The 21,819-nt window shown below is 55.9% G+C and carries 25 protein-coding genes and 2 pseudogenes; 12 read left to right on the top strand and 15 right to left on the bottom strand.

Annotated elements, in window-relative coordinates; genetic code table 11:
• Positions 1-4: 4 nt before the first annotated feature.
• Positions 5-922 carry a bifunctional helix-turn-helix transcriptional regulator/GNAT family N-acetyltransferase gene (locus E6B08_RS03715; RefSeq protein ID WP_136912792.1) on the bottom strand — a complete coding sequence of 306 codons (918 nt, stop codon included), beginning with the start codon at positions 920-922 and terminating at the stop codon, positions 5-7.
• 190 nt (positions 923-1,112) lie between these two features.
• Between E6B08_RS03715 and E6B08_RS03710 the strand changes: the two genes are divergently transcribed.
• Together E6B08_RS03710 and E6B08_RS03705 are read left to right on the top strand one after the other, a co-directional pair.
• A complete protein-coding gene (locus tag E6B08_RS03710) occupies positions 1,113-1,805 on the top strand; it encodes a DUF421 domain-containing protein (protein ID WP_039612654.1) in 693 nt (230 codons plus the stop codon).
• Between the two features lie 245 nt (positions 1,806-2,050).
• Positions 2,051-2,845, top strand: a complete 795-nt coding sequence (locus E6B08_RS03705; protein WP_136912791.1) for an OBAP family protein — start codon at positions 2,051-2,053, stop codon at positions 2,843-2,845.
• A gap of 177 nt (positions 2,846-3,022) precedes the next feature.
• On the opposite strand, the gene E6B08_RS03700 is transcribed toward E6B08_RS03705, so the two are convergent.
• Together E6B08_RS03700 and E6B08_RS03695 are read right to left on the bottom strand one after the other, a co-directional pair.
• The gene (locus tag E6B08_RS03700; RefSeq protein WP_136912790.1) at positions 3,023-3,214 is read right to left on the bottom strand and encodes a hypothetical protein; all 192 of its coding nucleotides are present in this window, start codon (positions 3,212-3,214) and stop codon (positions 3,023-3,025) included.
• Between the two features lie 98 nt (positions 3,215-3,312).
• The gene (locus E6B08_RS03695) at positions 3,313-4,221 is read right to left on the bottom strand and encodes an alpha/beta fold hydrolase (RefSeq protein ID WP_136912789.1); all 909 of its coding nucleotides are present in this window, start codon (positions 4,219-4,221) and stop codon (positions 3,313-3,315) included.
• A 340-nt stretch (positions 4,222-4,561) separates the two neighbouring features.
• On the opposite strand from E6B08_RS03695, the gene E6B08_RS03690 reads away from it, so the two are divergent.
• On the top strand, positions 4,562-5,125 hold the full coding sequence (locus E6B08_RS03690) for an isochorismatase family protein (protein ID WP_059394583.1): 564 nt from the start codon (positions 4,562-4,564) through the stop codon (positions 5,123-5,125).
• A 43-nt stretch (positions 5,126-5,168) separates the two neighbouring features.
• Here E6B08_RS03690 and E6B08_RS03685 read toward each other — a convergent pair whose 3' ends face one another.
• From E6B08_RS03685 to E6B08_RS03670, 4 genes are all read right to left on the bottom strand, one after another.
• Positions 5,169-5,363, bottom strand: a complete 195-nt coding sequence (locus tag E6B08_RS03685) for a helix-turn-helix domain-containing protein (protein WP_080709236.1) — start codon at positions 5,361-5,363, stop codon at positions 5,169-5,171.
• A 183-nt stretch (positions 5,364-5,546) separates the two neighbouring features.
• Positions 5,547-6,047: a ferritin-like domain-containing protein gene (locus E6B08_RS03680; protein WP_009681418.1), complete on the bottom strand. Its 501-nt coding sequence runs from the start codon at positions 6,045-6,047 to the stop codon at positions 5,547-5,549.
• Positions 6,048-6,071: 24 nt separating this feature from the next.
• Complete coding sequence (locus E6B08_RS03675) at positions 6,072-6,302, bottom strand: hypothetical protein (protein ID WP_136912788.1); 231 nt, start codon at positions 6,300-6,302, stop codon at positions 6,072-6,074.
• A 15-nt stretch (positions 6,303-6,317) separates the two neighbouring features.
• Positions 6,318-7,196, bottom strand: coding sequence for a manganese catalase family protein (locus E6B08_RS03670; protein ID WP_029886731.1), 879 nt, complete (start codon positions 7,194-7,196; stop codon positions 6,318-6,320).
• A 262-nt stretch (positions 7,197-7,458) separates the two neighbouring features.
• On the opposite strand from E6B08_RS03670, the gene E6B08_RS03665 reads away from it, so the two are divergent.
• Together E6B08_RS03665 and E6B08_RS03660 are read left to right on the top strand one after the other, a co-directional pair.
• Positions 7,459-7,968: a ferritin-like domain-containing protein gene (locus E6B08_RS03665; protein WP_029886732.1), complete on the top strand. Its 510-nt coding sequence runs from the start codon at positions 7,459-7,461 to the stop codon at positions 7,966-7,968.
• Between the two features lie 61 nt (positions 7,969-8,029).
• Positions 8,030-8,251 (top strand): DUF2061 domain-containing protein, encoded by a 222-nt coding sequence (locus tag E6B08_RS03660; protein WP_009681421.1) that lies wholly within the window; start codon positions 8,030-8,032, stop codon positions 8,249-8,251.
• On the opposite strand, the gene E6B08_RS31040 is transcribed toward E6B08_RS03660, so the two are convergent.
• Together E6B08_RS31040 and E6B08_RS31035 are read right to left on the bottom strand one after the other, a co-directional pair.
• Positions 8,248-8,535, bottom strand: a complete 288-nt coding sequence (locus tag E6B08_RS31040; RefSeq protein ID WP_029886733.1) for a hypothetical protein — start codon at positions 8,533-8,535, stop codon at positions 8,248-8,250. The two genes, E6B08_RS03660 and E6B08_RS31040, sit on opposite strands and share 4 nt — an antisense overlap.
• A gap of 103 nt (positions 8,536-8,638) precedes the next feature.
• Positions 8,639-9,079 (bottom strand): annotated as a pseudogene (locus E6B08_RS31035) (DNA polymerase ligase N-terminal domain-containing protein); the annotation flags it as partial.
• A gap of 205 nt (positions 9,080-9,284) precedes the next feature.
• On the opposite strand from E6B08_RS31035, the gene E6B08_RS03645 reads away from it, so the two are divergent.
• Genes E6B08_RS03645 through E6B08_RS03635 form a run of 3 tightly spaced genes read left to right on the top strand, consistent with a single transcriptional unit; the run spans position 9,285 to position 12,092 of the window.
• Positions 9,285-10,487, top strand: coding sequence for a zinc-dependent alcohol dehydrogenase (locus tag E6B08_RS03645; protein ID WP_009681423.1), 1,203 nt, complete (start codon positions 9,285-9,287; stop codon positions 10,485-10,487).
• Positions 10,488-10,500: 13 nt separating this feature from the next.
• The gene (locus tag E6B08_RS03640) at positions 10,501-10,734 is read left to right on the top strand and encodes a PLD nuclease N-terminal domain-containing protein (protein ID WP_009681424.1); all 234 of its coding nucleotides are present in this window, start codon (positions 10,501-10,503) and stop codon (positions 10,732-10,734) included.
• A gap of 32 nt (positions 10,735-10,766) precedes the next feature.
• The gene (locus E6B08_RS03635; RefSeq protein ID WP_009681425.1) at positions 10,767-12,092 is read left to right on the top strand and encodes an SDR family oxidoreductase; all 1,326 of its coding nucleotides are present in this window, start codon (positions 10,767-10,769) and stop codon (positions 12,090-12,092) included.
• A 57-nt stretch (positions 12,093-12,149) separates the two neighbouring features.
• Here the strand turns inward: E6B08_RS03635 and E6B08_RS31030 are convergent.
• Positions 12,150-12,428: pseudogene (locus E6B08_RS31030) on the bottom strand (hypothetical protein).
• 267 nt (positions 12,429-12,695) lie between these two features.
• Here E6B08_RS31030 and E6B08_RS03625 point away from each other — a divergent pair.
• Together E6B08_RS03625 and E6B08_RS03620 are read left to right on the top strand one after the other, a co-directional pair.
• Positions 12,696-13,148 (top strand): response regulator, encoded by a 453-nt coding sequence (locus E6B08_RS03625; RefSeq protein ID WP_009681427.1) that lies wholly within the window; start codon positions 12,696-12,698, stop codon positions 13,146-13,148.
• A gap of 136 nt (positions 13,149-13,284) precedes the next feature.
• Positions 13,285-13,503 carry a general stress protein gene (locus tag E6B08_RS03620; RefSeq protein ID WP_004573951.1) on the top strand — a complete coding sequence of 73 codons (219 nt, stop codon included), beginning with the start codon at positions 13,285-13,287 and terminating at the stop codon, positions 13,501-13,503.
• A gap of 376 nt (positions 13,504-13,879) precedes the next feature.
• Here E6B08_RS03620 and E6B08_RS03615 read toward each other — a convergent pair whose 3' ends face one another.
• Positions 13,880-15,427 (bottom strand): sensor histidine kinase, encoded by a 1,548-nt coding sequence (locus E6B08_RS03615; RefSeq protein ID WP_059394586.1) that lies wholly within the window; start codon positions 15,425-15,427, stop codon positions 13,880-13,882.
• A gap of 183 nt (positions 15,428-15,610) precedes the next feature.
• Here E6B08_RS03615 and E6B08_RS03610 point away from each other — a divergent pair, with 183 nt between their 5' ends.
• Entirely contained in the window at positions 15,611-15,988 is a 378-nt protein-coding gene (locus tag E6B08_RS03610) for a response regulator (protein ID WP_024652013.1), read from the top strand.
• A gap of 32 nt (positions 15,989-16,020) precedes the next feature.
• On the opposite strand, the gene E6B08_RS03605 is transcribed toward E6B08_RS03610, so the two are convergent.
• From E6B08_RS03605 to ligD, 4 genes are all read right to left on the bottom strand, one after another.
• Complete coding sequence (locus E6B08_RS03605; RefSeq protein ID WP_136912787.1) at positions 16,021-16,431, bottom strand: response regulator; 411 nt, start codon at positions 16,429-16,431, stop codon at positions 16,021-16,023.
• A gap of 83 nt (positions 16,432-16,514) precedes the next feature.
• Positions 16,515-16,949, bottom strand: coding sequence for a DNA methylase (locus tag E6B08_RS03600; protein WP_136912786.1), 435 nt, complete (start codon positions 16,947-16,949; stop codon positions 16,515-16,517).
• Positions 16,946-17,170, bottom strand: coding sequence for a DUF2188 domain-containing protein (locus E6B08_RS03595; RefSeq protein WP_136912785.1), 225 nt, complete (start codon positions 17,168-17,170; stop codon positions 16,946-16,948). Before E6B08_RS03595 ends, E6B08_RS03600 begins: the two co-directional genes overlap by 4 nt.
• Before the next feature lie 4 nt (positions 17,171-17,174).
• Positions 17,175-19,958, bottom strand: a complete 2,784-nt coding sequence (ligD, locus tag E6B08_RS03590; protein ID WP_136912784.1) for a DNA ligase D — start codon at positions 19,956-19,958, stop codon at positions 17,175-17,177.
• A 637-nt stretch (positions 19,959-20,595) separates the two neighbouring features.
• On the opposite strand from ligD, the gene E6B08_RS03575 reads away from it, so the two are divergent.
• Positions 20,596-21,558: a hypothetical protein gene (locus E6B08_RS03575; protein WP_136912783.1), complete on the top strand. Its 963-nt coding sequence runs from the start codon at positions 20,596-20,598 to the stop codon at positions 21,556-21,558.
• The last annotated feature ends 261 nt before the right edge of the window (positions 21,559-21,819 follow it).

Genomic DNA, 21,819 nt, shown 5'->3' with positions numbered 1-21,819 from the left:
ACAGCTAGAGATCGCGAGCCCAGGTCTGGCTAATCAAATCTTTGCCGAAGCTGTTGACCTCCTCCTCTTCAATAAGCTCAAAACCGGCCCCCTGATAGAGCTTACGGGCGGTCGTGAGATTGCTGGTCGTCCAGAGGATCATCCTTTTGTAACCAGCCTGACGAGCGAATCGTAGTGTCTCATCAACCAGGCGCTTACCAATACCCAGGCCTCTCGCACGAGCGTCGACGTACAACATCCTCAGTTTGGCAGTGTTCTCGTCGTGCCGAACGACGAAAATTGATCCCACCACGTGGCCGCTCTGCTCTGCGATCCAGCAACGCTCGCGGGTGGGGTCGAATTCACGGAGGTACTTCGCCACGATCTCAGCCACCAAGGCCTCGAACTCAGAATTCCAACCGTACTCACCTGAGTAGAGTGCGGCCTGCTGCTGAACGACCAGCCCCATGTCGCCAGGCTGGGGATCACGTAGTAGGTAGGAGCGATCTGCTTTACCAAGAAGCCCTTCAATTTGCTTCATTGCCTCAGTCAGTTGCCGCTGCTGGGGCTCGGACAGAGGCTCAATTAGGGCCATCACCGCGTCTCGAGATACCTCCTCAAGCGATGCCAGGGTTCTCTGTCCCTCATGGGTCAGGTGGATCTCGTAAGCTCGAGCATCTTGGTCAGAGCGTACCTTCTCAATCAGGCCACGTTTCTCCAGGCCTGTTATTACCCTGCTCATATACCCAGCATCTAGGCTGAGGTGACTCCTAAGATCAACGCTGGTGAGTGGGCGACCTGCGCCAAGCTCAAATAGGATCCTAGCTTCAGTTAGGGAAAACTCTGATCGAAGCAGATGTTCGTCGAGCAACCCCATCTGGTGCGTATAAAAACGATTGAATGAGCGGATGACGTCTGCGCGCTCCCGCAAGGTGTTATGCATGACCAGTCTCAATGCTTGCTTTTAGCAATCATATCATTGCCAAAGGCAATCATGTCAATTCAAGTCTCCAGCCTCCCTGGCTTCCTAGCAACAACCAAGATTAGGTGTCTCGCTGACACCACCCCTGAACCAAGAACGCGAAATGCGGGTCAACCCGTAACAGGAGATTGCGAAGGATGGGTTACGGCAAATGGTTTCATTTGACCTGCAGCGGATGCTCATTGGCGAGTTCCCACTGACCTTTCTACTAGAGGTCGCTCTCCGCGTTTCAGCGGCGTTTCTAGCCGTATTCTTCTTTCTGAAATTCAGTGGTCGACGCGGAATTAGGCAGCTGTCCCGTTTCGAGCTCGTGGTGATCCTCACCTTGGGCTCAGCCGCAGGCGATGTTACCTTTTACGAAGATGTACCCCTCCTCCCGGTCGCATTGGTTTTCCTCACGCTTTTGCTGCTCTATCGCGGAACTGTCTACATGATGAGGCGCAGCAGAACATGCGAGGCCTGGATCGATGGGTTGCCCATCACGGTCGTAAAGGACGGAATGTACGAGATCCATTCGCTGCGGAATTTGAACATCTCGTCCAACGAGCTCTTCATGGAGCTGCGCCAACAAGGAGTGGAGCATCTCGGCCAGGTTCGACTCGGCCTATTGGAAACCGATGGCGATATCAGTCTGTATTTCTATGGGCCAGATGACACCCGGCCAGGGCTGTCGGTGCTACCAGTCGAACATCGTCCAGAGTACCTGGCGCCGCCGAACGCTGGCTTGCACTGCTGTGTCAGCTGCGGCTTCCCAACCTTCCATGAAGCTCAAGACTCAGTCGTGTGTGAACGCTGCGGACATAACGTCTGGTCACCTGCATTGGATACCGTGCGCAACCGCTAGACTAAATCCACTTTAAATGCGGGGTTGGACAGACAGCGCCTTCACCGTCGCGTGTATTCACGTCCTTTTCACATACGGTGTGGGAACGTTAGCTATCCCTACGTGTGATAGAAGCTCCCTTGCCCGCCTAGCAGCGGGCTTTCTTTTGCCCGCAAATTCTTCATCGACTCGGGCCATTCGTCCGCTGGGCTGTCCGCTTCATCGGCCAAGGCTGTCCTCTAAGGACACCAGCCAGAGCCGTTCTCATGCGACAGCTATTCCAAACGATAACTCTTCCCCTCGCCTGCACTCTGCTGTGGGCCTGCTCCGCTCCCGAAACGAAGTCTCCTGTGGAGACACCAGGCAGGCCCGAGTCTGCTAAAACCCAGCTGCTGGAAGCCGGCGCCGCGACGCTGCAGTCCAAGCCGCCCATTGAGGCCATCAATGCCTACCTGGATGGCTTTCACTTCTACAACGGCCATCCGGACGTGCAGATGGAAGCGCACCATTACTGCTCCATCCTCAACGAGGATGTCATTCAGTGCGTGATATTCGACGGCAATACCAAGGGTGCGAAGATCATGGGCGTCGAGTACATCATCGACGAGAAGCTTTTTGCCGGGTTGCCACCCAAAGAGAAGGCGATGTGGCACAGCCATGGTTACGAGGTCTCTTCTGGGCAGCTGATCGCTCCAGGCATTCCTGCGCCTGCTGAGCATGCCCTGATGGAGCGCCTGGCGCATACCTATGGGAAGACATGGCATACCTGGCACACCGATCAGGACAAAGCGCTGCCAGTGGGTGTGCCGCAGTTGATGATGGGCTTTACCGCAGATGGGCAGGCAGACCCGGCGATGGTCGAACAGCGCAATCGGCGCCTGGGTGTGGATGCTGCAAAAACCAAAGCTGAGCGGGCTGACATTCGTATTCCTGATGCAGATCCACAGGCGGATGGCTGGCAGCACGGTAATGTCATTCAAATCACCGATCCAACCGGTGCCCATGTACATCGCTCTTCAACTGCTACACCACCCCCTACAAATAGCCGATCCAGCCAATAGCGCCTGCATCAGCTTTGAGTGAATGGGGCCTTGGGCGAGTCCCCCTTCGGGAGAGCGGCTGTCGTGTACCGCACCCCTGGCGCTGCCAGGGTCACGGCCCTACCGGGCTTCCATCCTCTCGCCTCCGCCCCTCCATGGGCTGCGCGCTCCGCTTGCGGTGGTAAGTCGGAACGATTTTCATCGCGCAATATCCTGCTTGTAGCGTTCCGCGTATACCTGCATGACCATGAAAACGACGTTCGGGATCATCATGATGGTGATCATCCCCCAAAATCCGACTATCCCCCAGCCATGTAAGGCAGCGCCCAAAGCGATACCCAGCATTGAGAGCAGTACCTGCGACCACACGACCTTCCTTTGTCCCTTCATTCGAGTTCCTTGAGTTAACTCGTACAGCATTTTTTTCGGTTACAGCCTACATATCGACCCAAGCGCAACAGCTAATCGCGGGTTAGGCCAAATGGGATTCACTTGCTGAGAAATGTCAGAGCGGTGCGGGCAAACTTCTCCGGCTGGTCAAGCATTACGAAGTGAAAACTGCCGTCAATGCGCTTTAACCGGATGTCGCGTGCTGAGGTATAGGCCTGATGGAACATCGCATCCACGCTGGATGAAGGCACGCCATACATTGGGTCATATGCGTACACGACCTCCACCGGCACGGTGATGCGGCTGAGTTCAGGTCGCAAATCGGTGACCATCAATTCATAGACAGCATCGGCCACCGTTCTGCGATCCGAGCGGATACTGTCAGCGACCAAACCTGGCCTAAACGCTTCATTTTTAACAAGCCGAGCGATGGATGCAGTTTGCATGGCTTCGTTTTGCTCAGCAGATGCAGCCATTAGCGAATCACGCATCACAGCAGCAGGCGCTGTAGCAGTTTCGGTGGTGGCCGAAGGGTCGACTAACAAGCTGTAAAAGGGAAGCGCATCAACGATCAGCAATCGGCCCACCTGATCGGGATGGCGAGCTCCAAGCATCAAAGCTGCCTCTCCTCCCAGAGAGTGACCGATGATCACCGGTGCCTTGATCCGCTGAGAGTGGATGTAGTCAGCGATCTCTTCGACCGCAGGGGCAATGACTTTCCCCTTGGTTTCGGATACGGCAGGCGACCCGGCGAAACCTGCCAGCTCAACCAGGTGAAGGCGATAGCTTTGCCTTAATTTGGGGACTAGGTCATCCCATACCTTTCGAGACGATGCCAGGCCTGGGATCAATATGACGTCCTTGCCGGAACCTTCAACCTGCACAGAAATTCGCTGCAGGCTGAAATGCTCTGCTGGCTGGGACGATAGGTCTGCTGATGCCATTACCGGCCATGTCATCAACGAAAGCGTGGTTCCAACCATCGCGATGATTCTTCCAACGCGCATCAGACCCGCCCTTCTACGCAAAGCACTGCAAATTTTGCAGAACAATCACCTTTGAAAATAGTCGGCGTCATAGTCTCTCCTTGACCGTTGGCAAACGGACAGTATAAGGGCTTCAAAGCGCGGTGAAACCAGTAATCCGAGGTTCAGCTTGAGCCAAGGGGTGAAAAAAGTAGGCGTCCGCCCAACGCACCTTGCGTGAGCTGGGTCGGAATCCACTGACAGGTAGCAGCCCGTCCTTAGTGGCCTCGTTGCAGCACCGGCACCCTAGCGCGCCTGCGCTGCTTGTTGACGGGAATACGTTGCAGCACACTAAGCCTCCATCGTAAGGAGACGACCTCGCATGAAGGATACGCCTAGCATCCCCCTGATTATCCTCGATGTTCAGGATGCTATCGATCAACCTGTTTGGAATGGTAAAAGCCACCCTGGCTATTTGTCAGTTATCCAACGCCTTCTTTGGCACTGGCGATCCAGTGGCTGGCCTGTCCTTCATGTGAAGCATGATGAAGAAAATCCCACCTCCAGCTATTACGTTCATGGCCCTTGGAATGGGATCAAGAAAGAAGTGGCACCGGTAGAGGGCGAGATTGTCATTATCAAGCATGAGAACTGCGCATTCATAGGAACCCAATTGGATGCCATTCTCAAAAATATGCAAGTAAAACGCATTGTTTTGACGGGCGTTGTGGTTCACAACAGCATGGATGCCACTATCCGGGCCGGGAAAGCGCTTGGGTACGAAATTATTCTTCCTGCGGATGCCACGACTGCTGTACCCGTAACCGGGCCGCAAGGAACGTGTTGGGACGCCTTAACCGTTTATGAGCTGGCCTTGGCCATACTGGGCACTGAATATGCCCAAGTCATGTCATCAGAGGATGTGCTCGCTCAGCTCCGCCTATGAAGCAGCGGCAGGCCTCCACTGATGCGGTAGCAAGCGCCCGACTTCACTGGCCCGCTGCGTCGGCAGCCGCATCAGAACGTCCTTTGAACAAGTTGTCCCCCAGACGGGACTCCAGTTGACGCACTGAGTAACTAACCGCTGACTGTGTAACACGAAGCTTGGCCGCCGCACGGGTAAAATGTCTTTCCTGCGCCACTGCTAGAAATACGACGAGGTCGCTGAATTTGTCGCGGGCCATTGAAGCCGGCTAATGCAGATCCCAAAATTGTGGACTCTCTGCGATGTTCGTCAACTTCAAGGCACCGTCGTCGCTAAACTGCACAGAAGCGTAGCGCCTGACACAGTGTTGTCGAGAATGCACCAATTGGGTGGATGGATAGCGCTGTACAAGCCCGGCGCATCCTGCACCGGGCATCAGCCATCATTTTTCGAGTGTTGCCGCCTGGTTGCCACCTTCTTCAGCAATTGCAGAAAGCTTGTCGTCCGCTGCTTTTTCCTCGGCCAAGGTATCGCCCAGCAACGACACTGCTTCCTTCATTCCCAGGTGCTTGGCCATGGCGATCAGCGTTCCGTAGCTGGCGATCTCGTAGTGCTCCACCTTCTGGCAAGCCCCGATCAACGCTGCATCGAGCACCGCGCCTTTTTCGATTTCATCGAGTAGCTCCTTGCTCTCCTCGACCAGCCCCTCCATCGCAACGCACTTCATCCGCTTGAGCTTCAAGCCTGCCGACTCCACCAGTTGGTCGATGCGCTCGATCTGACCCTGGGTTTCGGCCAGGTGGGACGTGAAGGCGTCGGCCAACAATGGATTGGTGGCGGCCCTGGCCAACCGAGGCAGCGCCTTGGTGATCTGCTTCTCTGCGCTATACACGTCAGACAGTTCGTGGATAAACAGGTCTTCAACAGTTTTCCGTGCAGCCATTGGTTATCTCCTAGACGGTAGTGATCAGTGCAGGGTGTTACTCAGAAAAGTTTCTGGCCGCTCGACTTCCGGCGCATCGCCGGGAAGGTCGTTCGGTAGAAGCGAGCCGACTCCGAAGGTCATTACGGCCATGCGTACACGGAGAGCTCGACAGGCCAAGCGGGACTCAGCTTCAAATTCGGCCAACGCTTGACACATGAGGTGCTCAACGCCAACCAGGCGATGTGGCGAGGCTTTCTTGCGCAGAGTGTTCATGAAGCCTCCGGCAGCTCAGTCTTTGCCATTGATCAAGCCGGAGCCAAGATCCGCTCCGGTGACCGGGTTGGTGGTTGGATCGGACATCGTCCGAAGCTTCATCGCCTCGACCGTTTCAGCCTCGGCAGGAGTCAGCGTCACCGAAGCGGTGCCATCTCCCCCATCAACAGCTGCGGATGGATTTTCCACGTACTCCCACTCGCTGCCCTCGTTCCAAGGGCCGCGCACATTGGGCTCACCGGACATGTTGAAATACTTGTTGGTGAACTCCGGCATGCCGGGGAGCTTGCCTTGGGGGAAGTTCGGCTGAATGGCGTGAAGCGCCTTCTCAAAGGAAAGCTGATGGGCGATCTCTCGCGTCATGAGGAAGCCCAGCGCCTCTTTCACGCCTGGGTCATCAGTCACGTTCATCAGACGCTCGTAGACGATCTTGGCCCGCGCTTCAGCGGCGATGTTCGAACGAAAATCTGCTGTTGGCTCGCCTATGGTATCGACATAGGCAGCGCTCCAAGGGACGCCAGCCGAATTGGTGAGCGGAGCGCCGGCACCGTACAAGATGCTGGTGATATGGGAGTCGTTGCCCGCACCATTGATCGCTCGATACAACTCACCCTCCTCTTCTACGCCCTCTGCAAGGCGACCTTTGGCCCCTTTGTTGAGCATGACGATGATGGAGCCGACGATCTCCAGGTGACTGAGCTCCTCGGTCGCGATGTCCATGAGCAGGTCTTTACGCCCCGGATCGTCTTCCGCCAACGCTTGAGTGAAATAACGGCTAGCAGCCGCCAGTTCACCTTGAGCACCACCGAATTGTTCGAGCAACAGGTTCGCCAGACCTGGATTGGGCTGCGCTACTCGCACGGTATATTGCAAGCGCTTGTTATGGATAAACATGGCTATCTCCTCGCGGCTAGTCGAACGCCCATAATTATTTGTGAACGTCGTCTATGGCTGGGAGTGAGCTCCGTCTTACATCGTGCTAACCAACGCTCAACATTCAGGACGGGCGGCCACGCAGAAATAGTTCAAAGTGATTTTCCATGCAAATAAAAATAAATAGACTCCAATAGTTAGTGCGCAACACCATTCATCGTCTGAAACGAACAGTTCCTAAAGGACGGTTTCCCAATAATTCCCTCACAAAGGATATTTGACCATGGCGACTCCAACCGAGAACTTACTGGATTGGCTGCGTGATGCTCACGCAATGGAACAGCAAGCTGAGACAATGCTGAAGGGGCAAGCAGAGCGACTTGAGCACTATCCCAAACTTCGCGAGCGAATTGTTCAGCACATTGCAGAAACCGAAGGACAGCAGCGTCGGCTAGTGGAGTGCATCGAGCGCCTTGGCGGAAGCACATCGAAACTGAAAGACATGGCCGGCAAACTCATGGCGTTTGGCCAAGCTGTTGGCGGCATGGCGATGAGCGACGAAGTGGTCAAGGGCGCCATGGCTGGCTACGTGTTCGAGAACGTAGAGATCGCTTCCTACACGGTGCTCGTAGAAGCGGCTACATTCGCGGGCGACGAGCTGACGGCAGATGCGTGCCGTTCGATCCTCAAAGAAGAGATCGCCATGGCGAAATGGCTGGGTGAGCATTTGCCAGAAATCACACAAGCCTTCCTTTCTCGTTCTGCAACTCCGGATGTTGAAGCGAAACGCTGATTTCGAAAAGGCCGTATCGCGTTGATACGGCTCATTACTTTCCGTTGGGCCTCCAATCGATATGAAAGACTTTTCCGATATCAACTGCTGCCATTCCCGCCTTAAAGGGCCGCTATGGAAGACGTTGAGCTTTAGCGTCTTACACTTCTCGATAGCCTTTACCGTCGCCTACCTACTCACCGGCTCTGCATTGACAGGCGGACTGATTGCGATCATTGAGCCGGCTTGTAATACCGTTGCCTTTTATTTCCACGAAAAGGTGTGGCAACGTCTTCAGAGCTAATAATTAACAACTTTACTGCGCGGATCACTGGCAATCCTTCTGGCCCGTCCTACACCCCAGGCCAGTGCACGGGTCATCGATTCTCCTGGCCTAGCATCAAATGCTTCTTCGTGGAGTGGCATCCCAGTGGCCGCATAGACGCCGATAAAAACCTGGGTAGCCCCGGTTCGCGACAATCTCGTCTGTACGTCAATAACCGTTCCGTTGTCCAGTGTCTCATCATGGCTACGATGGGGAAGCACAGGGTCAGCCCACTTCCAGAAAACATCACCACGTATTCGCATGTCAGCCATCCTATGACTTTAGTATCATTTAGACATCACCTGACCTTAGCGGAGCAGCCCATCAACGCGAGCGCCAATTTCCGACAACGACGCTTTTCGGACAGCCGGTAACGGTCGCCCAACTCTTCAACGTGCCATCGAGCTCCGAGCGGAAGTCGTAATGCAGCCGTGTGGCGTCATGCTTCTGGACGCAGAATTGTAAGGCCTGAATCTTCCTGCTCGACTGCTTACGATTTCCAGACGGCTCTGGTGACGCGTCGAAATCTCGCATCCGGTTGTATTTCTCAAGGCTGGAGACATGGTTAGTGGATGGCGCATCGGGCTCGATGACGGCCTTGCCCAAAATCACCTCAACGAGCGTGGCCAGGGTTTTACGCTGAGCCTTGGCTTCAGCACTGAGGATCTGTACGGCCATGGTTTCACGCAGATCTGGGAGTGCTTCGCCAGCCTCCAATGCCTCCGCTTCTGTAAGCACTTGTACCTGCGAAAGCGCCTCAGGATGTGAGGCAGCGAACACCATGTATGCCAACATCGTGTCGTCCATCGCCACGCCCCTCGTTTAATCGGCCTGGCTCTTGTGGCACGGGCTCAGATCGTTCTGATACCGGTGTGGTCAGGAATGTTCAGCTTGAAATGTGGGCGTCGCGAATGAGTTTTAAGTACCACCGGACTTGTTCGGCTGAACTTTGCCATCTGTCATGGCTTCCCCTGCATACCTATCACGGAAAACGCCTGCAGGAGCTGACCTTATGAGAGCACTGACCTACCACGGAGCACACGACGTCAGGGTCGATAACGTCCCCGATCCCATCATTGAGCAGGAAGACGACATTATCCTCAGGGTCACCGCCACAGCCATTTGCGGCTCTGACCTGCACCTTTATCGAGGCAAAATTCCAGAAACCGAAGCGGGTGATATCTTCGGCCATGAGTTCATGGGCATCGTCGAAGATACTGGCAGTGCCGTCACCAATCTGCAGATCGGCGACCGCGTAGTGATTCCCTTCGTGATCGCGTGCGGCAGCTGTTTCTTCTGCCAGCACGACCTGTTCGCTGCCTGTGAAACCACCAACACAGGTCGTGGTGCGATCATCAACAAGAAGGGAATTCCCCCAGGCGCCGCGCTGTTTGGATATAGCCATCTCTATGGCGGTATCCCTGGCGGCCAGGCGGATTACGTGAGGGTGCCCAAGGGCAACGTCGGCCCGTTCAAAGTGCCCACCGCGCTGGCCGACGACAAGGTGCTGTTCCTCTCGGACATCCTGCCGACCGCTTGGCAGGCGGTCATCAATGCCGAAATAGGCCAAGGGTCATCGGTGGCGATCTACGGCGCCGGGCCGGTGGGCTTGCTGAGCGCCGCCTGTGCGCGAATGCTCGGCGCTCAGACCATCTTCATGGTCGACGACAACGATTATCGCCTGGCCTACGCACGAGAGGCCTACGGGGTCATACCGATCAACTTCGAGCAAGACGACGATCCCGCCGACAGCATCATCCGCCAGACGCCAGGCATGCGCGGCGTCGATGCGGTGATCGATGCGGTCGGTTTCGAGGCGAAAGGCAGCACTGCCGAAACGGTGATGACGGCGCTGAAGATCGAAGGCAGCAGTGGCAAGGCGCTGCGCCAGAGCATTGCTGCAGTGCGTCGCGGCGGAGTTGTCAGTGTGCCGGGGGTATACGCCGGCTTCATCCACGCCTTCATGTTCGGCGATGCCTTCGACAAGGGGCTCACCTTCAAGATGGGCCAGACCCATGTGCAGAAATACTTGCCTGAACTTCTTGAACACATCGAAGCAGGTCGCCTGCAACCAGAGCTGATCGTCACCCACCGCCTGGCCCTCGAAGAAGCGGCCATGGGCTACAAGATGTTCGATCAGAAGCAGGACAACTGCCGCAAGGTCATCCTCGTGCCAGGCGCGGCAGCGGGCACCTTGGGCCCTGACTTCGTGTAAAGGAGGCAAGCACATGAACGGTATCGCCAGCTACTCCTGGATTGCCGTCGCGGCAATCCTCTTGCTCATCGATCTGTGGGCCATCGTCAGCGTATTCCGGAGCGACAAGTCAGATGCAGTCAAAGCGGCCTGGGCCCTGCTGATCGTCGCCCTACCGCTGGTTGGCCTGGGTATCTGGGGCGTTGCTGGCCCACGCGGTATCAAGCGAGGTACTGGGCCCACTTCCGACGAGCACAGCAAAGGCTGACATTTCCGAGCTCCACTTACAGGGGTTTCAACATGATCGATCAAGCGACAGGCATGAAACCAGGCGAACGCTATCGCGTGGAAAACGTGGAGCGCGCTCATCAGTTCCCCGGCTTCTTTCAAGACGGGAAGTATTATCTCGGCCCTGAGCTTCTCACCGCCGTGGGATGGCTTGAAGGCACACAATTCATCTACGACAGCCTGGATGCCGAAGGTGAGCCCGTGTTTCCTAACCGGGAGGCGGGAATCATCGAAGGGCTGACTTTAACCCTGGTAGATGGCACCGCTCTGGGACTTTGCCGAGTCGAGGCCAGCGAAACCCTTGCTAACTTTGACGCCAGTACGTCGGGCACAAATGATGGAGCACTTGGCGATAGTTACCCGATCAAGGGCCCGCTTCGCGGCAAAGTCGTGGTGATCACTGGCGCTTCAAGCGGTATAGGTCGCGCCGCTGCGCACGCCTTTGCGTGCAAAGGTGCTCGCCTGGTACTCGCAGCACGCGACGAAGAGGCGTTATTCGACGTCCTGGATGAATGCACCGATTGCGGTACCGACGCCATAGCGATTATGACGGACGTCACCCGCAACGATCATGTTCAAGCGCTCGCCGAGCAGGCTGCAGAATTTGGCCATGGACGGATCGATATCTGGATCAACAATGCCGGGGTCGGCGCGGTCGGCAATTTCGAAGAAACGCCATTGGAGGCGCACGAGCAGGTCATCCAGACTGACCTGATCGGTTACCTGCGAGGTGCCTACGTCGCCCTTCCCTTCTTCAAGGCACAGGGCAGCGGTATTCTGATCAACACGCTGTCGCTGGGCAGCTGGGTGGCCCAGCCCTACGCCGCCGCTTATTCGGCGAGCAAATTCGGCTTGCGTGGACTGACCGAGGCATTGCGAGGCGAGCTGACTGGATATCCCAACATCCATGTCTGCGATATCTATCCAGCAGTCATGGACACACCTGGCTTCCGAGACGGTGGCAACTACACCGGACATACGCTGACACCGCCAAGCCCCGTATACGATCCCGAGATGGTGGCAAAGGCTATGGTGGCATGCGCAATCTCGCCTCGGGCTCACACCACCGTTGGCGCTGCAGCGCGCATCGCGCATTTGGCCAGCTACCTGATACCAGGGCTGCCTCTGTTGTCAGGGAAGCTGACGCGCTGGGGGATAAATCGCAGCCCCGTAGCCGCAGCATCATCAGGCAACCTCTTCGAGCCTCCAAGTGGCAGGAGAGGTATCGACGGAGGTTGGAGGAAGTCAAAAGATAAAACGCCCCTGCTGATCGGCGCAGCGGCGCTGGGAATCCTTTTGGGTATTACCCTCACACGTTCACGACGCAGGGATAGATAGAGAAGGTCTGCTTACAGAGGATTGAGCGTGGTTTCATTGCGAGATCACGTTCGATCCCTACTCTGCTGACGAGCTCCTGGGTTTAACCGGGCGATAGTCCTCCCCTGCTACCGCTCTCAGGTAAGCAGCGTCAGCCTCCAGACGAAGATCGCGCCATTCCTGCCAGCAGATAATCCCTCGACGATCCATCTCATCGGCTTGGCGAAGCAATTCCTCGTGATAATCGTCAGGCGAGTCCATGCGCAATGCCCTGTCTTCAAGCACCCGATATCAAACCGCCAAACAATTGAGTTTCAGCAATTGGGCGGCAGACAGGTTTTTCTCGAGTGTTCGCATCAGGAGGCCTCATATGCTGATGGAGGGTTGAGTCACGCAGATTGCAGAGGTTCAGTAGGGCGGTGTCAGCGGCATGGATGCGTCCAGATGGTCGCCCCCGTTATAGATCCGCTCACGGATGGGAATGGATGGCACTGACTCAAGTTGAAGTGAATTTTTTGAACGCTGGCGATGTCGTAGTGATGGCGCGCTGCTACGTCTTGCTGGAAGAAAGCAAGCAGACCTGGATGTCCCTCCCTTCCTGCAGCCGCATGTCCGAGTACACGTATGAAAGAGCTGCTTTCCGCTGCGAAGATAATTCGCCCAACTGTTCTCATCGTTGAGGACGAACCCATGATTCGAGAGCTTTTGACCCTGTACCTGGAAGAATGGGGGGCCATGGTGACAGCGGTGGCGACTGCCGATGACGGTAATGAGGCGTTGAGGAAGCAAGATTGGACGCTGCTGATAACGGATGTACAAACGCCTGGTTTACTCAATGGGGTTGATCTTGCCTGGATGGCAAGCCAGCAAAAACCTCAGACGCGCATCATTGTCATGAGCGGATACTACGAATTTGCAGGGAGAGTGTTGCCGCCAGGTGCGGAGTTCCTTCCTAAGCCGTGGCCAATAACCCAGCTCCAGGAACTGCTCTGCGCTCAGCTTAACCACGCCGACGGGGGTGGAAGGTCGGCGTCTGCCAAGCTTGATCTTTCCCAAACGTTCGCGAACAAAGCTTAAGGACGCCACACACGCCTGCACCGGTTCTTTCGCGCAACCCGTCGGCCTTGGCCAAAACCCACTGAGTAAACACCCCGCCCCAGGACGTCCGAGTTGAACACAGACTTTCCTGTGTGACGACATGAGGTGAAAGATCATGGCTAACAACCAAACCAATCGTGGCCATCAAGGTGGTACTGCTCAGAACAATCCTGGCAATTTTGCCAATGATCGCGAGAAAGCGTCGGAGGCAGGTCGCAAAGGCGGGCAGAGCTCAGGCGGCAACTTTGCCAACGACCGTGAGCGTGCCTCCGAGGCGGGCCGTAAAGGCGGGCAAAACAGCCACGGCGGCGGTCGCGGTAGTGAAAACCGGTAACTTGAAATGAGCCTGGCCGGGGTGCATGGCACTCTGGCCACTTTTTGAGAAAATGAAAGCGGTCTCAAGAAGACAGCGAAATGGGCAACAAGGGTTTGCCTCTCGCTCGAAGACGACCACCAACGAACACCAGCGCTAATGACGCTGCCGCTAGCAACAGGCTCACCCCTAGCATCTCGCTAGTGAGGTTGTGAAACCCTGAAACCGCAACGCCGATTATGGCTAACATTCCTGAAAGCCCAGCGTAACCTACCGCAGTCATCAGCCATCCCCAGTTACGCATACCCTACTCCTCCAATGATGATGCCAGGTCTCGAATCAGCCTGATTACGACCATACGCATTTGGCTAAGTGCCATCGGTGTGTGCAGGCGCGCCTAGAGTTTGAAGCGTACATGGATACAACTTTTACTATCCTGCCGATCAACCTCCACTGCCGCGCTACCGTAACCGGAATAGCTTTTGACCAATCGCATGCCAAGCCCTGTACCTGTCGGCTTAGGATAATTATCAGGGAAGCCGTCGCCCTCATCCCTGACGGTGAGTAGCGCATGGTCGCCGGCATGCTTGACGGCCACCTCAATGTCGCCCTTGCCATACTTGAGGGCATTCGTGATCAGTTCAGAAATCACCAGTCCCAAGGGCGCCATTCTTTCTGGAGGCAATACGAAGTCGTCAGCCTCCAGCGCAATTTTCCGGTCAGCCAAAGCCCTGCCCAGATCCCCCAGCAGAGCAGTGAGGTAGTCACGAGCACGAAGTTCTTGTTCTTCGGCAGCTTGGTACAGCCGCTCGTGAACCGTGGCAATGGTCACCACTCGGCCTGCGGCGGTTTCAAGTTGCAATTTGACCGCTGCATCAGGCGTGAGATTGGCCTGCAGCAAGAGTAGTGTGTTTACCAGGTGAAGGCTGTTCTTGACGCGATGGTGGATCTCTTCGAGATAGAGGTCGCTTCGGTTTTGCTTGCTATTCTGGGCCTCGATGAGCGACAGCAATTGAGCTTCATATTGATGACGCTCGGTGATATCTCGCGATACGGCAATCATTCGCTCGACCTTGCCGTCCACTCCGAGGATCGGCGCCACCGTCACGTCCCACCATTTTGGATCATCTGCAGAGATGGGGTGATAGGCCTCGAATCGAGCGGTTTCCCCGCTGCTGACCTTTCCCATAGCCTCGCAAACAAGTGAGCGAGACTCCTCGGGCCACAAGTCTTGCCACCTCTGGCCTTTTACATCCGCCAGCTGGGTAGCCAGGAAGAGTAGCCCGGTTTCGTTCATGAACTCGATCTCGCCACTTGAAGTCAGGATCTCGACCCAGTCGGGACTAGCGTTCAGAAGTGTTTCCGAATACGGATCGGGAAGAGGGATATCTGCTCCCGCAGATATTCGCTCAAGGGCCATGGAAATGACGTTCGAGATACCCTCCAAAAATACGAGATCGCTCTCTACAAAATCGTCCCCGTCACTGCTATCGGCTTCGAGAACGCCAAAGGGGCTAAGTACGCCCCGGATCGGGACGTTGATAGCCCTTTCGATTCCGTATTTCTTCAGCAGCTCCGGTGTTCGGAACCGGTGCTCCATGCCCAGATGGTTCGACAGCACTGGCCTGTAGGTTGCCAATGCATAGCCTGCCGGGCTTGCTTCATCGGCACCCACGGTAGCCTGACCGATGTCAGAAGCGTCCCAGCCCACACCGTGTGACAAGATGAAGCCTTCCCCCTCCTCAGCCGGCTGCAGCACCTTGGCGAAGCGAGTGCTCATCCCTTCAGCGACGACTTCACAGGCATGGGTCAACAACACATCCAGGTCAGTCACTTTCAAGGACATCACGCCGAACTCCACCACCAGTTCATGTTGGCGGTGCAGGCGAATGTGGGTCTTCTTCAAGGCCGCTCGTATGGTTTCGTCAGCTGGCAGCTGCTGCATAGTCTTCCCTTCAGATTGACGGTATACGCCCCGAAAACCGGGCAGAGCGTGAAGGCGGTTCGCTTGACGCCCTCCTACGATAGCCGCTAATGCCATGCGACGCTTGGCCCACCACTCATCGCTTCGGAGCAACGTCGTATGGCCGAGACGCCCTAACGCATACCAGAGGCGAGCTAACGACGCATGACCAAAACCATTTTGATCGTAGAAGACGACGAACTACTCAGAGACCTCACCGCAGAGAGTCTCTCGTCACTTTACGCGGTAACCATTACGTCCACGGCAAATGCTGACGAGGCGCTTCACCACCTTTCGCATGAAGAAACCCCTGCATTGGTAATGAGCGATATCCACATGCCTGGCAGCATGGACGGATTAGGTCTGGCGCACGTTATTTGGCGCAGGTGGCCTACCCTACCCGTGATTTTGACGTCAGGACACGCAATCATCGATACCCATTTACTTCCGGTGAGGGCGGCATTCCTGCCCAAACCGTGGGGGATTACCGATCTGGCCTCGCTGATTAACAAGCTGGTAACCCTGCCCGCCATCGAGGCTTAAGCAAACCATTGGGGGCGCAGATGCCTAATCACTCACTCGCCTGTATCTACGGAAGCAACGCTGAGTGCCTTACATATTGCGTCTGCTAGCTGATCAATCGACCATGGCTTGAACAGGTAGATCACAGGCGGGGTCACCAGCGACGCGTCCAGCTGATAGCCCGAGGTCAGAATCGCTGGCAGCCCAGGCCACCTCTCATGGGCCATGGAGATGAATTCCATTCCCTGAATGCTTCCAGGTACGCCGTGATCCACAACGATCAGCGAGCATTCATCTTTAAGGCTCAACATGCTGATCAAGGCATCTTCGGCGTTATCGAATGCAGCGCAGGCGGCGCCCAATTCGCTAAGAATTTCCACCAGCAAGGTTCGAAGCGTCGGATCGTCTTCTATGACGATCACTGTCTTCCCTGACAGCGACAAACCCTTGATGTCGAGCCTCATCAGCTACTCCAGTCCATAGTCCAATCACCGAGTGTTTCACTCATATGTCCGCACGTCGATGGGGGCTATAGGCCACCCTCTGCTCAGCGGCCGACCAACGTCGTCAAATGGGCCCGACCTTCGCGCAGGAATATCTCCACCGTCTTAGGGCCTATACCTTCAAACTCCATTAGCCAGCGTTTAAAACCCTCAATGCCTGTGGCTCCCGGCAGTGCCTCAAGTTGGGCAGCCAGTTCCACCTCAACCTTGTTGGCAAGGGCATGCAACCGTCGGGCGGTGGATTCGTCGTATCGTGTATACCCGGCCTGACCGAGTAACCTGACAAGTGCCGAATGAGAGGTTTGGAAAAGCTTCTGCGGCGTATTCAGCCCCTGCTCATGGACGAGGATTCGGTATGCCTTCACAGCCACGGTTGAGCGGATGGGCTTGCCCATGAGAAAACTGGCCAGCAACCATCTGAACAGGCCAAGGTCATCCGAGACCTCTATGCCGAGGTCACGGGCAGTTACGTCCTTCAACCTTTGCTACGACGCGGATCATCTGAGCGGGGGTAGGTACGCTCCTCTTCGATGGTGCCGTCGGCCTTGTGGATTTTCACCGAGGCGGTTTTACCTTCGAAGAACTCAGACAATGAGCTCACCAGCTCCTGCTTGGTGGTACTGCGTTTCGAAGCCCGTTCAGCTCCAGCCTTCTTGAGTTCCCAGCCGTCTGCAGTGGGGCTTACGTGGTAGTTGTCCATCGTTCTACTCCTTCTGTTTCATGCCGATCCGCTGTCTCATCTCTGACGTGATGAGCTGCTTCGTACTGGCCAGTTCCGCCCAAGGATCATCACCGCCGAGCTCATCCAGACGCTCCTGGAGGTTGGTGATGTTCCACCTCGCTGCGGACTTGAGCTCGGCGACCTCCTCTCGGTAAATCGGGACAGATACAGGTAGTCCTTCACGAGCCCTGGCCGCATAGACATTGACCGTCGTAGCGCCTTTAGCGTTTCGCAAATAGTCGATGAAGATTTTGCCGATGCGATTTTTCGGGCCGAGCACAGCCGAAAATCGATCTGGAATGAGCTTGGCGATGTATTTCACCACCGCCTGGCTGAAGGACTTCACCTCTTCCCATGAAGCCTTCGGAGTAAGCGGCACCATGATGTGGATACCCTTCCCTCCGCTGGTCTTCAGGAAGGACTGCAGGCCTAGTTCATCCAGCACCACCAGGGTGAGTTGTGTGGCCTCGACCATCGCCTTCCAAGGCAAAGCAGGATCTGGGTCGAGATCGAGGACGAAGCGATCAGGCTGATCAATGCGAGCGGTTGTGCCGTTCCAGGAGTGCAGCTCAATGGTGCTCATCTGCACCGCCCCGACCAGAGCTTCGACGCTGTTGATCACCATGCCGGCTTTGCCTGCCTCAGCCTTCGGCACGGTCGTGATGTTGGGTATCGCTAGGCGATCAGCATTCTTCTGAAAGAACAGATCACCTGTGATGCCTTCAGGCGCTCGCACGAGCGCAATGGGACGGTCTTTCAGGTGCGGCAAGAGCCAAGGTGAGACCTGGGCATAGTATTCGGCCAGATCACGCTTTGTGAGGCCGCTGCTGGGATCGATGACGCGCTCGGGGTGCGTGATCCTAACCTTACTGCTTGTTGGTTTGGTCGCCTCCGCTTTGGCGGATGTCGCTTTTTTCGGCGCGGGCGCCGGCTTCTCTTCCGTGATGTCCTTAGCGGGCTTGTCAGTGCGGATGCCATGGAAGACGGCATGTCGCACCACACCATCCGAGGTGATCTCAGCGAACATGACCTCAGCCAGGAGCTCAGGCTTCAACCAATGGATGCCCTTGGCGTCCACCCCCTTTGGCGGATTCGCCACCGGCACCTTTTTCTGCTCCAGGGGTTGCAGCGTCTGCAAGATGGTGGCGAGGGTCGATTCGGTGAACCCAGTACCAACCTTGCCGGCGTACCGAAGCTCTCCGCTGTCCTTATCAGTCAGGGCCAGCACCAGTGCTCCAAAGCCACTGCGCGCACCTTTGGGATCGGTAAAGCCAACAATCACGAACTCCTGGCGATGCTTGCACTTGAGCTTGATCCAAGAGTCGCTGCGCCTCGATACGTAGGGGCTACCCGAGCGCTTCCCAATCAGCCCCTCCATCCTCATCTGGCAGGCGCTGTTCATGAGCGCATCGACGTCCTCGGTAAAGTCGTCCGAGAATCGAAGCAAGGGATGCTCATTGCTTTCCATCACCTGTTTGAGCGCGGCTCGCCGCTGCTCCACAGGCACCAGGCGCAGGTCGGCGCCGTTGAGGTACGGAAGGTCGAACAGGTAGTAGATGATGCCCTGGCTCTTGCCCGCGTCGAACGCGTTCTGCAGCAGCTGGAAATCGGGTACGCCATCAGCGTTCGGGACGACAATCTCACCATCGAGCCAGGCGCTTTCCAAACCGAGCTGCTTGATGGCTGCGGCCTGCTTCGGTAGCTTGTCAGTCCAGTCATGTCCATTTCGTGTGAACAGGCGCACTTCGTCACCCTCGACTCGGCAGAGCATGCGATAGCCATCGAACTTGATTTCGAAGCGCCACTCACTGCCCTGCGGACTCGACTCGACGAGCGTGGCCAACTGCGGTGCTAGCTTCTCTGGGAGGTCTGCCGGTACTGCATGAGCCGTTCGGAGCGGCTCGGCTTTATCTGGTGACTCACTCGGAGAGGAGGATTTAGGCTTGCCTCGTTTCTTGGGAATGACGGTTCGGTCGCTGAGCACGCTGTTCGGCTGCTCCGACACGACATCGTAATCGGCGAGCGGTCTGGCCGACTCGTCCTGATGTTTGATGAGAAACCACTGCTCCTGCTTGCCTTCGATATTGGTTCGAACCAGATTCCACAGGCCTGACAGCTTCTCACCCTGCAGTTCGAACTTGAGTCGGCCTTTGCGGTAGGCCTCGTCCGGATCACCTTGAGGGATCCAGATACCGCGATCCCAGACGATCACCTCGCCGGCACCGTAGTGCCCTTTGGGAATCGTTCCTTCAAAGGTGGCGTAGTCGAGCGGATGGTCTTCGACATGCACCGACAGCCGCTTCACCTTTGGATCGAAGCATGGGCCTTTCGGTATGGCCCAGCTCTTGAGCGTGCCGTTTAGCTCAAGCCGGAAATCGTAGTGGAGTCTGGTGGCGTCGTGTTTTTGCACACAAAACTGCAAGGCGCGAGCGGATGAACGCTCCGAACGCTTTGCGGATTTCTCCGCACCCGATGGTTCAGGTGAGGCGTTGAAATCACGCATCCGGTTGTACTTTTCCAGGCCAGGGACGCTCGGGCCTTCCTTTTGAACGTCGCCTCTCCCGATAAGCGCTTGAATCAGCCCATCGAGGGAAACGCCTCGCTTGTTGGCTTCCGCCGTGAGGGCCTGGACTATCATGGTGTCACGCAGCGCCGACAGCGGCTCTCCGGCTTCCAGCGCTTCCGCTTCACTCAAGACTTGAACTTGGGCAAGAGCGTCCGGGTGATCTGCCGCAAAGATCATGAATGCCAAGGCCGTGTCGTCCATTCCCCGAACCCCCTCTGAGACCGTGTCCAAATTCGAGGCGGCAAAAAGGGCTTCAGTTCAGCGCGAGAGCCGAATGGGCAGGGCCTGGAGCAGTTCTACTGGGATGGTGAGAGTTAGCTCGCCACAGTTCGTGAATAAGCTTTCTTAGCGCAATCCGTCGGGCAAAAGCGAAATTCAAGTGAGCGAACTACCTGCTTTCAACCCTCCGGTTTGACAGACTTTCCTGTGTGCCACATGAGGTGAAAGGTCTTGGCTAACAATCAAGGTAATCGCGGTCATCAAGGCGGCACTGCTGAGAACAACCCAGGCAACTTCGCCAATGACCGCGAAAAAGCGTCTGGGAGATAGCATAAGGATCAACGTACTGGGGGCAGCTGTAATGGCGTGGTCACCACTAGCTCATCGAGGAGGAGACGCTTTTCCATGTGATCAGTAGCCAGAGAGGGGAAGCCGGCAGGCACCTGGAACGAATAGAGAGGGAGATCGATAGAGCTGGGGTCGAGAGTGGCGATGACGGGGATCATGTCAAGGAACGTATTTGCTGTACGCATATACAGTTAAGCGTTTTGATTGCATCTGGTCAACGTCGCCTCGCCAGCTCATGATGCTCGAATTCTCATACTAAAGGAGCTGCGACATGGACATCTGGGTGGTAAGGATCACCATTCTTCTTTTTGTCGTAGTCGCTCTAGGCATTGCAGCCCTATTGTGGCTGAACCCTGACACTCCGAGCAGTACCACCCAAATCGCAACACTCATGGGTGCTTTGGCACTGGCCTGTATTGCTATTAGCCCCATTTTGAAGCCGGAGAAAAAAATCAGCTTCTACACCCTCACGTTTTTTCGGGATACCACGCTCGGAGGGTTCATGGCAGGTCACGGCTACCATCCGTACTGGGCCAGAATGGGACAGCTCTTCGCTGGTTTGCCTTCGAGAAGTTCAGCGTTTGGGCCGGCGATGCTGGTCGAAACCGATCAAATTTTCGACTTCCTACAGGCCGCCACCATCAAACATTTAGCTCGCGATGTACAAGGTGCATGGGACGGTCAAACTGTCCGCCTTCCGGCTGTCTATGGAGTGCATCCCGGAGGTAAATATATACTTGGCACCACAACCCCTTCCGAAACACTTCAAGCAGCCGACATTCAAAAAGCGCTATCTGACAACCATTATGTAGAGCTACTGGAGCACGAAATTCTTCAAGTACCTCCGGGCACGAAGCTGGTCTCGAAAGGAGTAGGATCAGATAAGCACTTGGTGCTTGATGCGAACGGCTTTAAAGTTACCATTGGAACTGTCGGTTGGTCAGGGGCAACTTTAGGACTTCCCTTGTGGGGGATCATTGATCCGCCAGTAGACGAACCTACGCGTTACGAGATCCAGCAGTACACAGTAATGGTAATGGCAGAGACGCCATGGCTTCGAAGATACATGGCAGGTATCGAGTCCTACTGGAAATGGGTCGCTAATATAAACGAAAGATTCGAAGAAATTGACTGGAAAACGATTGATGCAGCGATGATCGACCAGAGCCGCCGAGGTGCTTATCCAAACGTACTGGAACAAGTGATAGAGCGATATACCCGACCTGCGCCATAAGCTCAGCGGGGCGACTCTGCATGAAGGCATAGATAATGAGGCCGGCGCGACCTCGAATGCTCTAAGTCCCGCTCCCTGCCAACTATAAGGCCCGCGAAAGCGGGCCTCTTCTGAACTGCTTGGAGTATCGCTTTCTCACCTTCCCTACCAGCTAGCCAGCCTGCGCAATGCTGAACCGCTCCAGGTTGTGCTGGTCACGGCTACCGGAAACAGCTAAACCAGTCCGGAGAGCCTTATCGCGGGTGAGTGAGTGCTGAATCT

Source organism: Pseudomonas putida (genome assembly GCF_005080685.1).
Taxonomy (GTDB): Bacteria; Pseudomonadota; Gammaproteobacteria; order Pseudomonadales; family Pseudomonadaceae; genus Aquipseudomonas; species Aquipseudomonas putida_V.
This window is presented reverse-complemented; position numbering and strand designations above follow the sequence as displayed.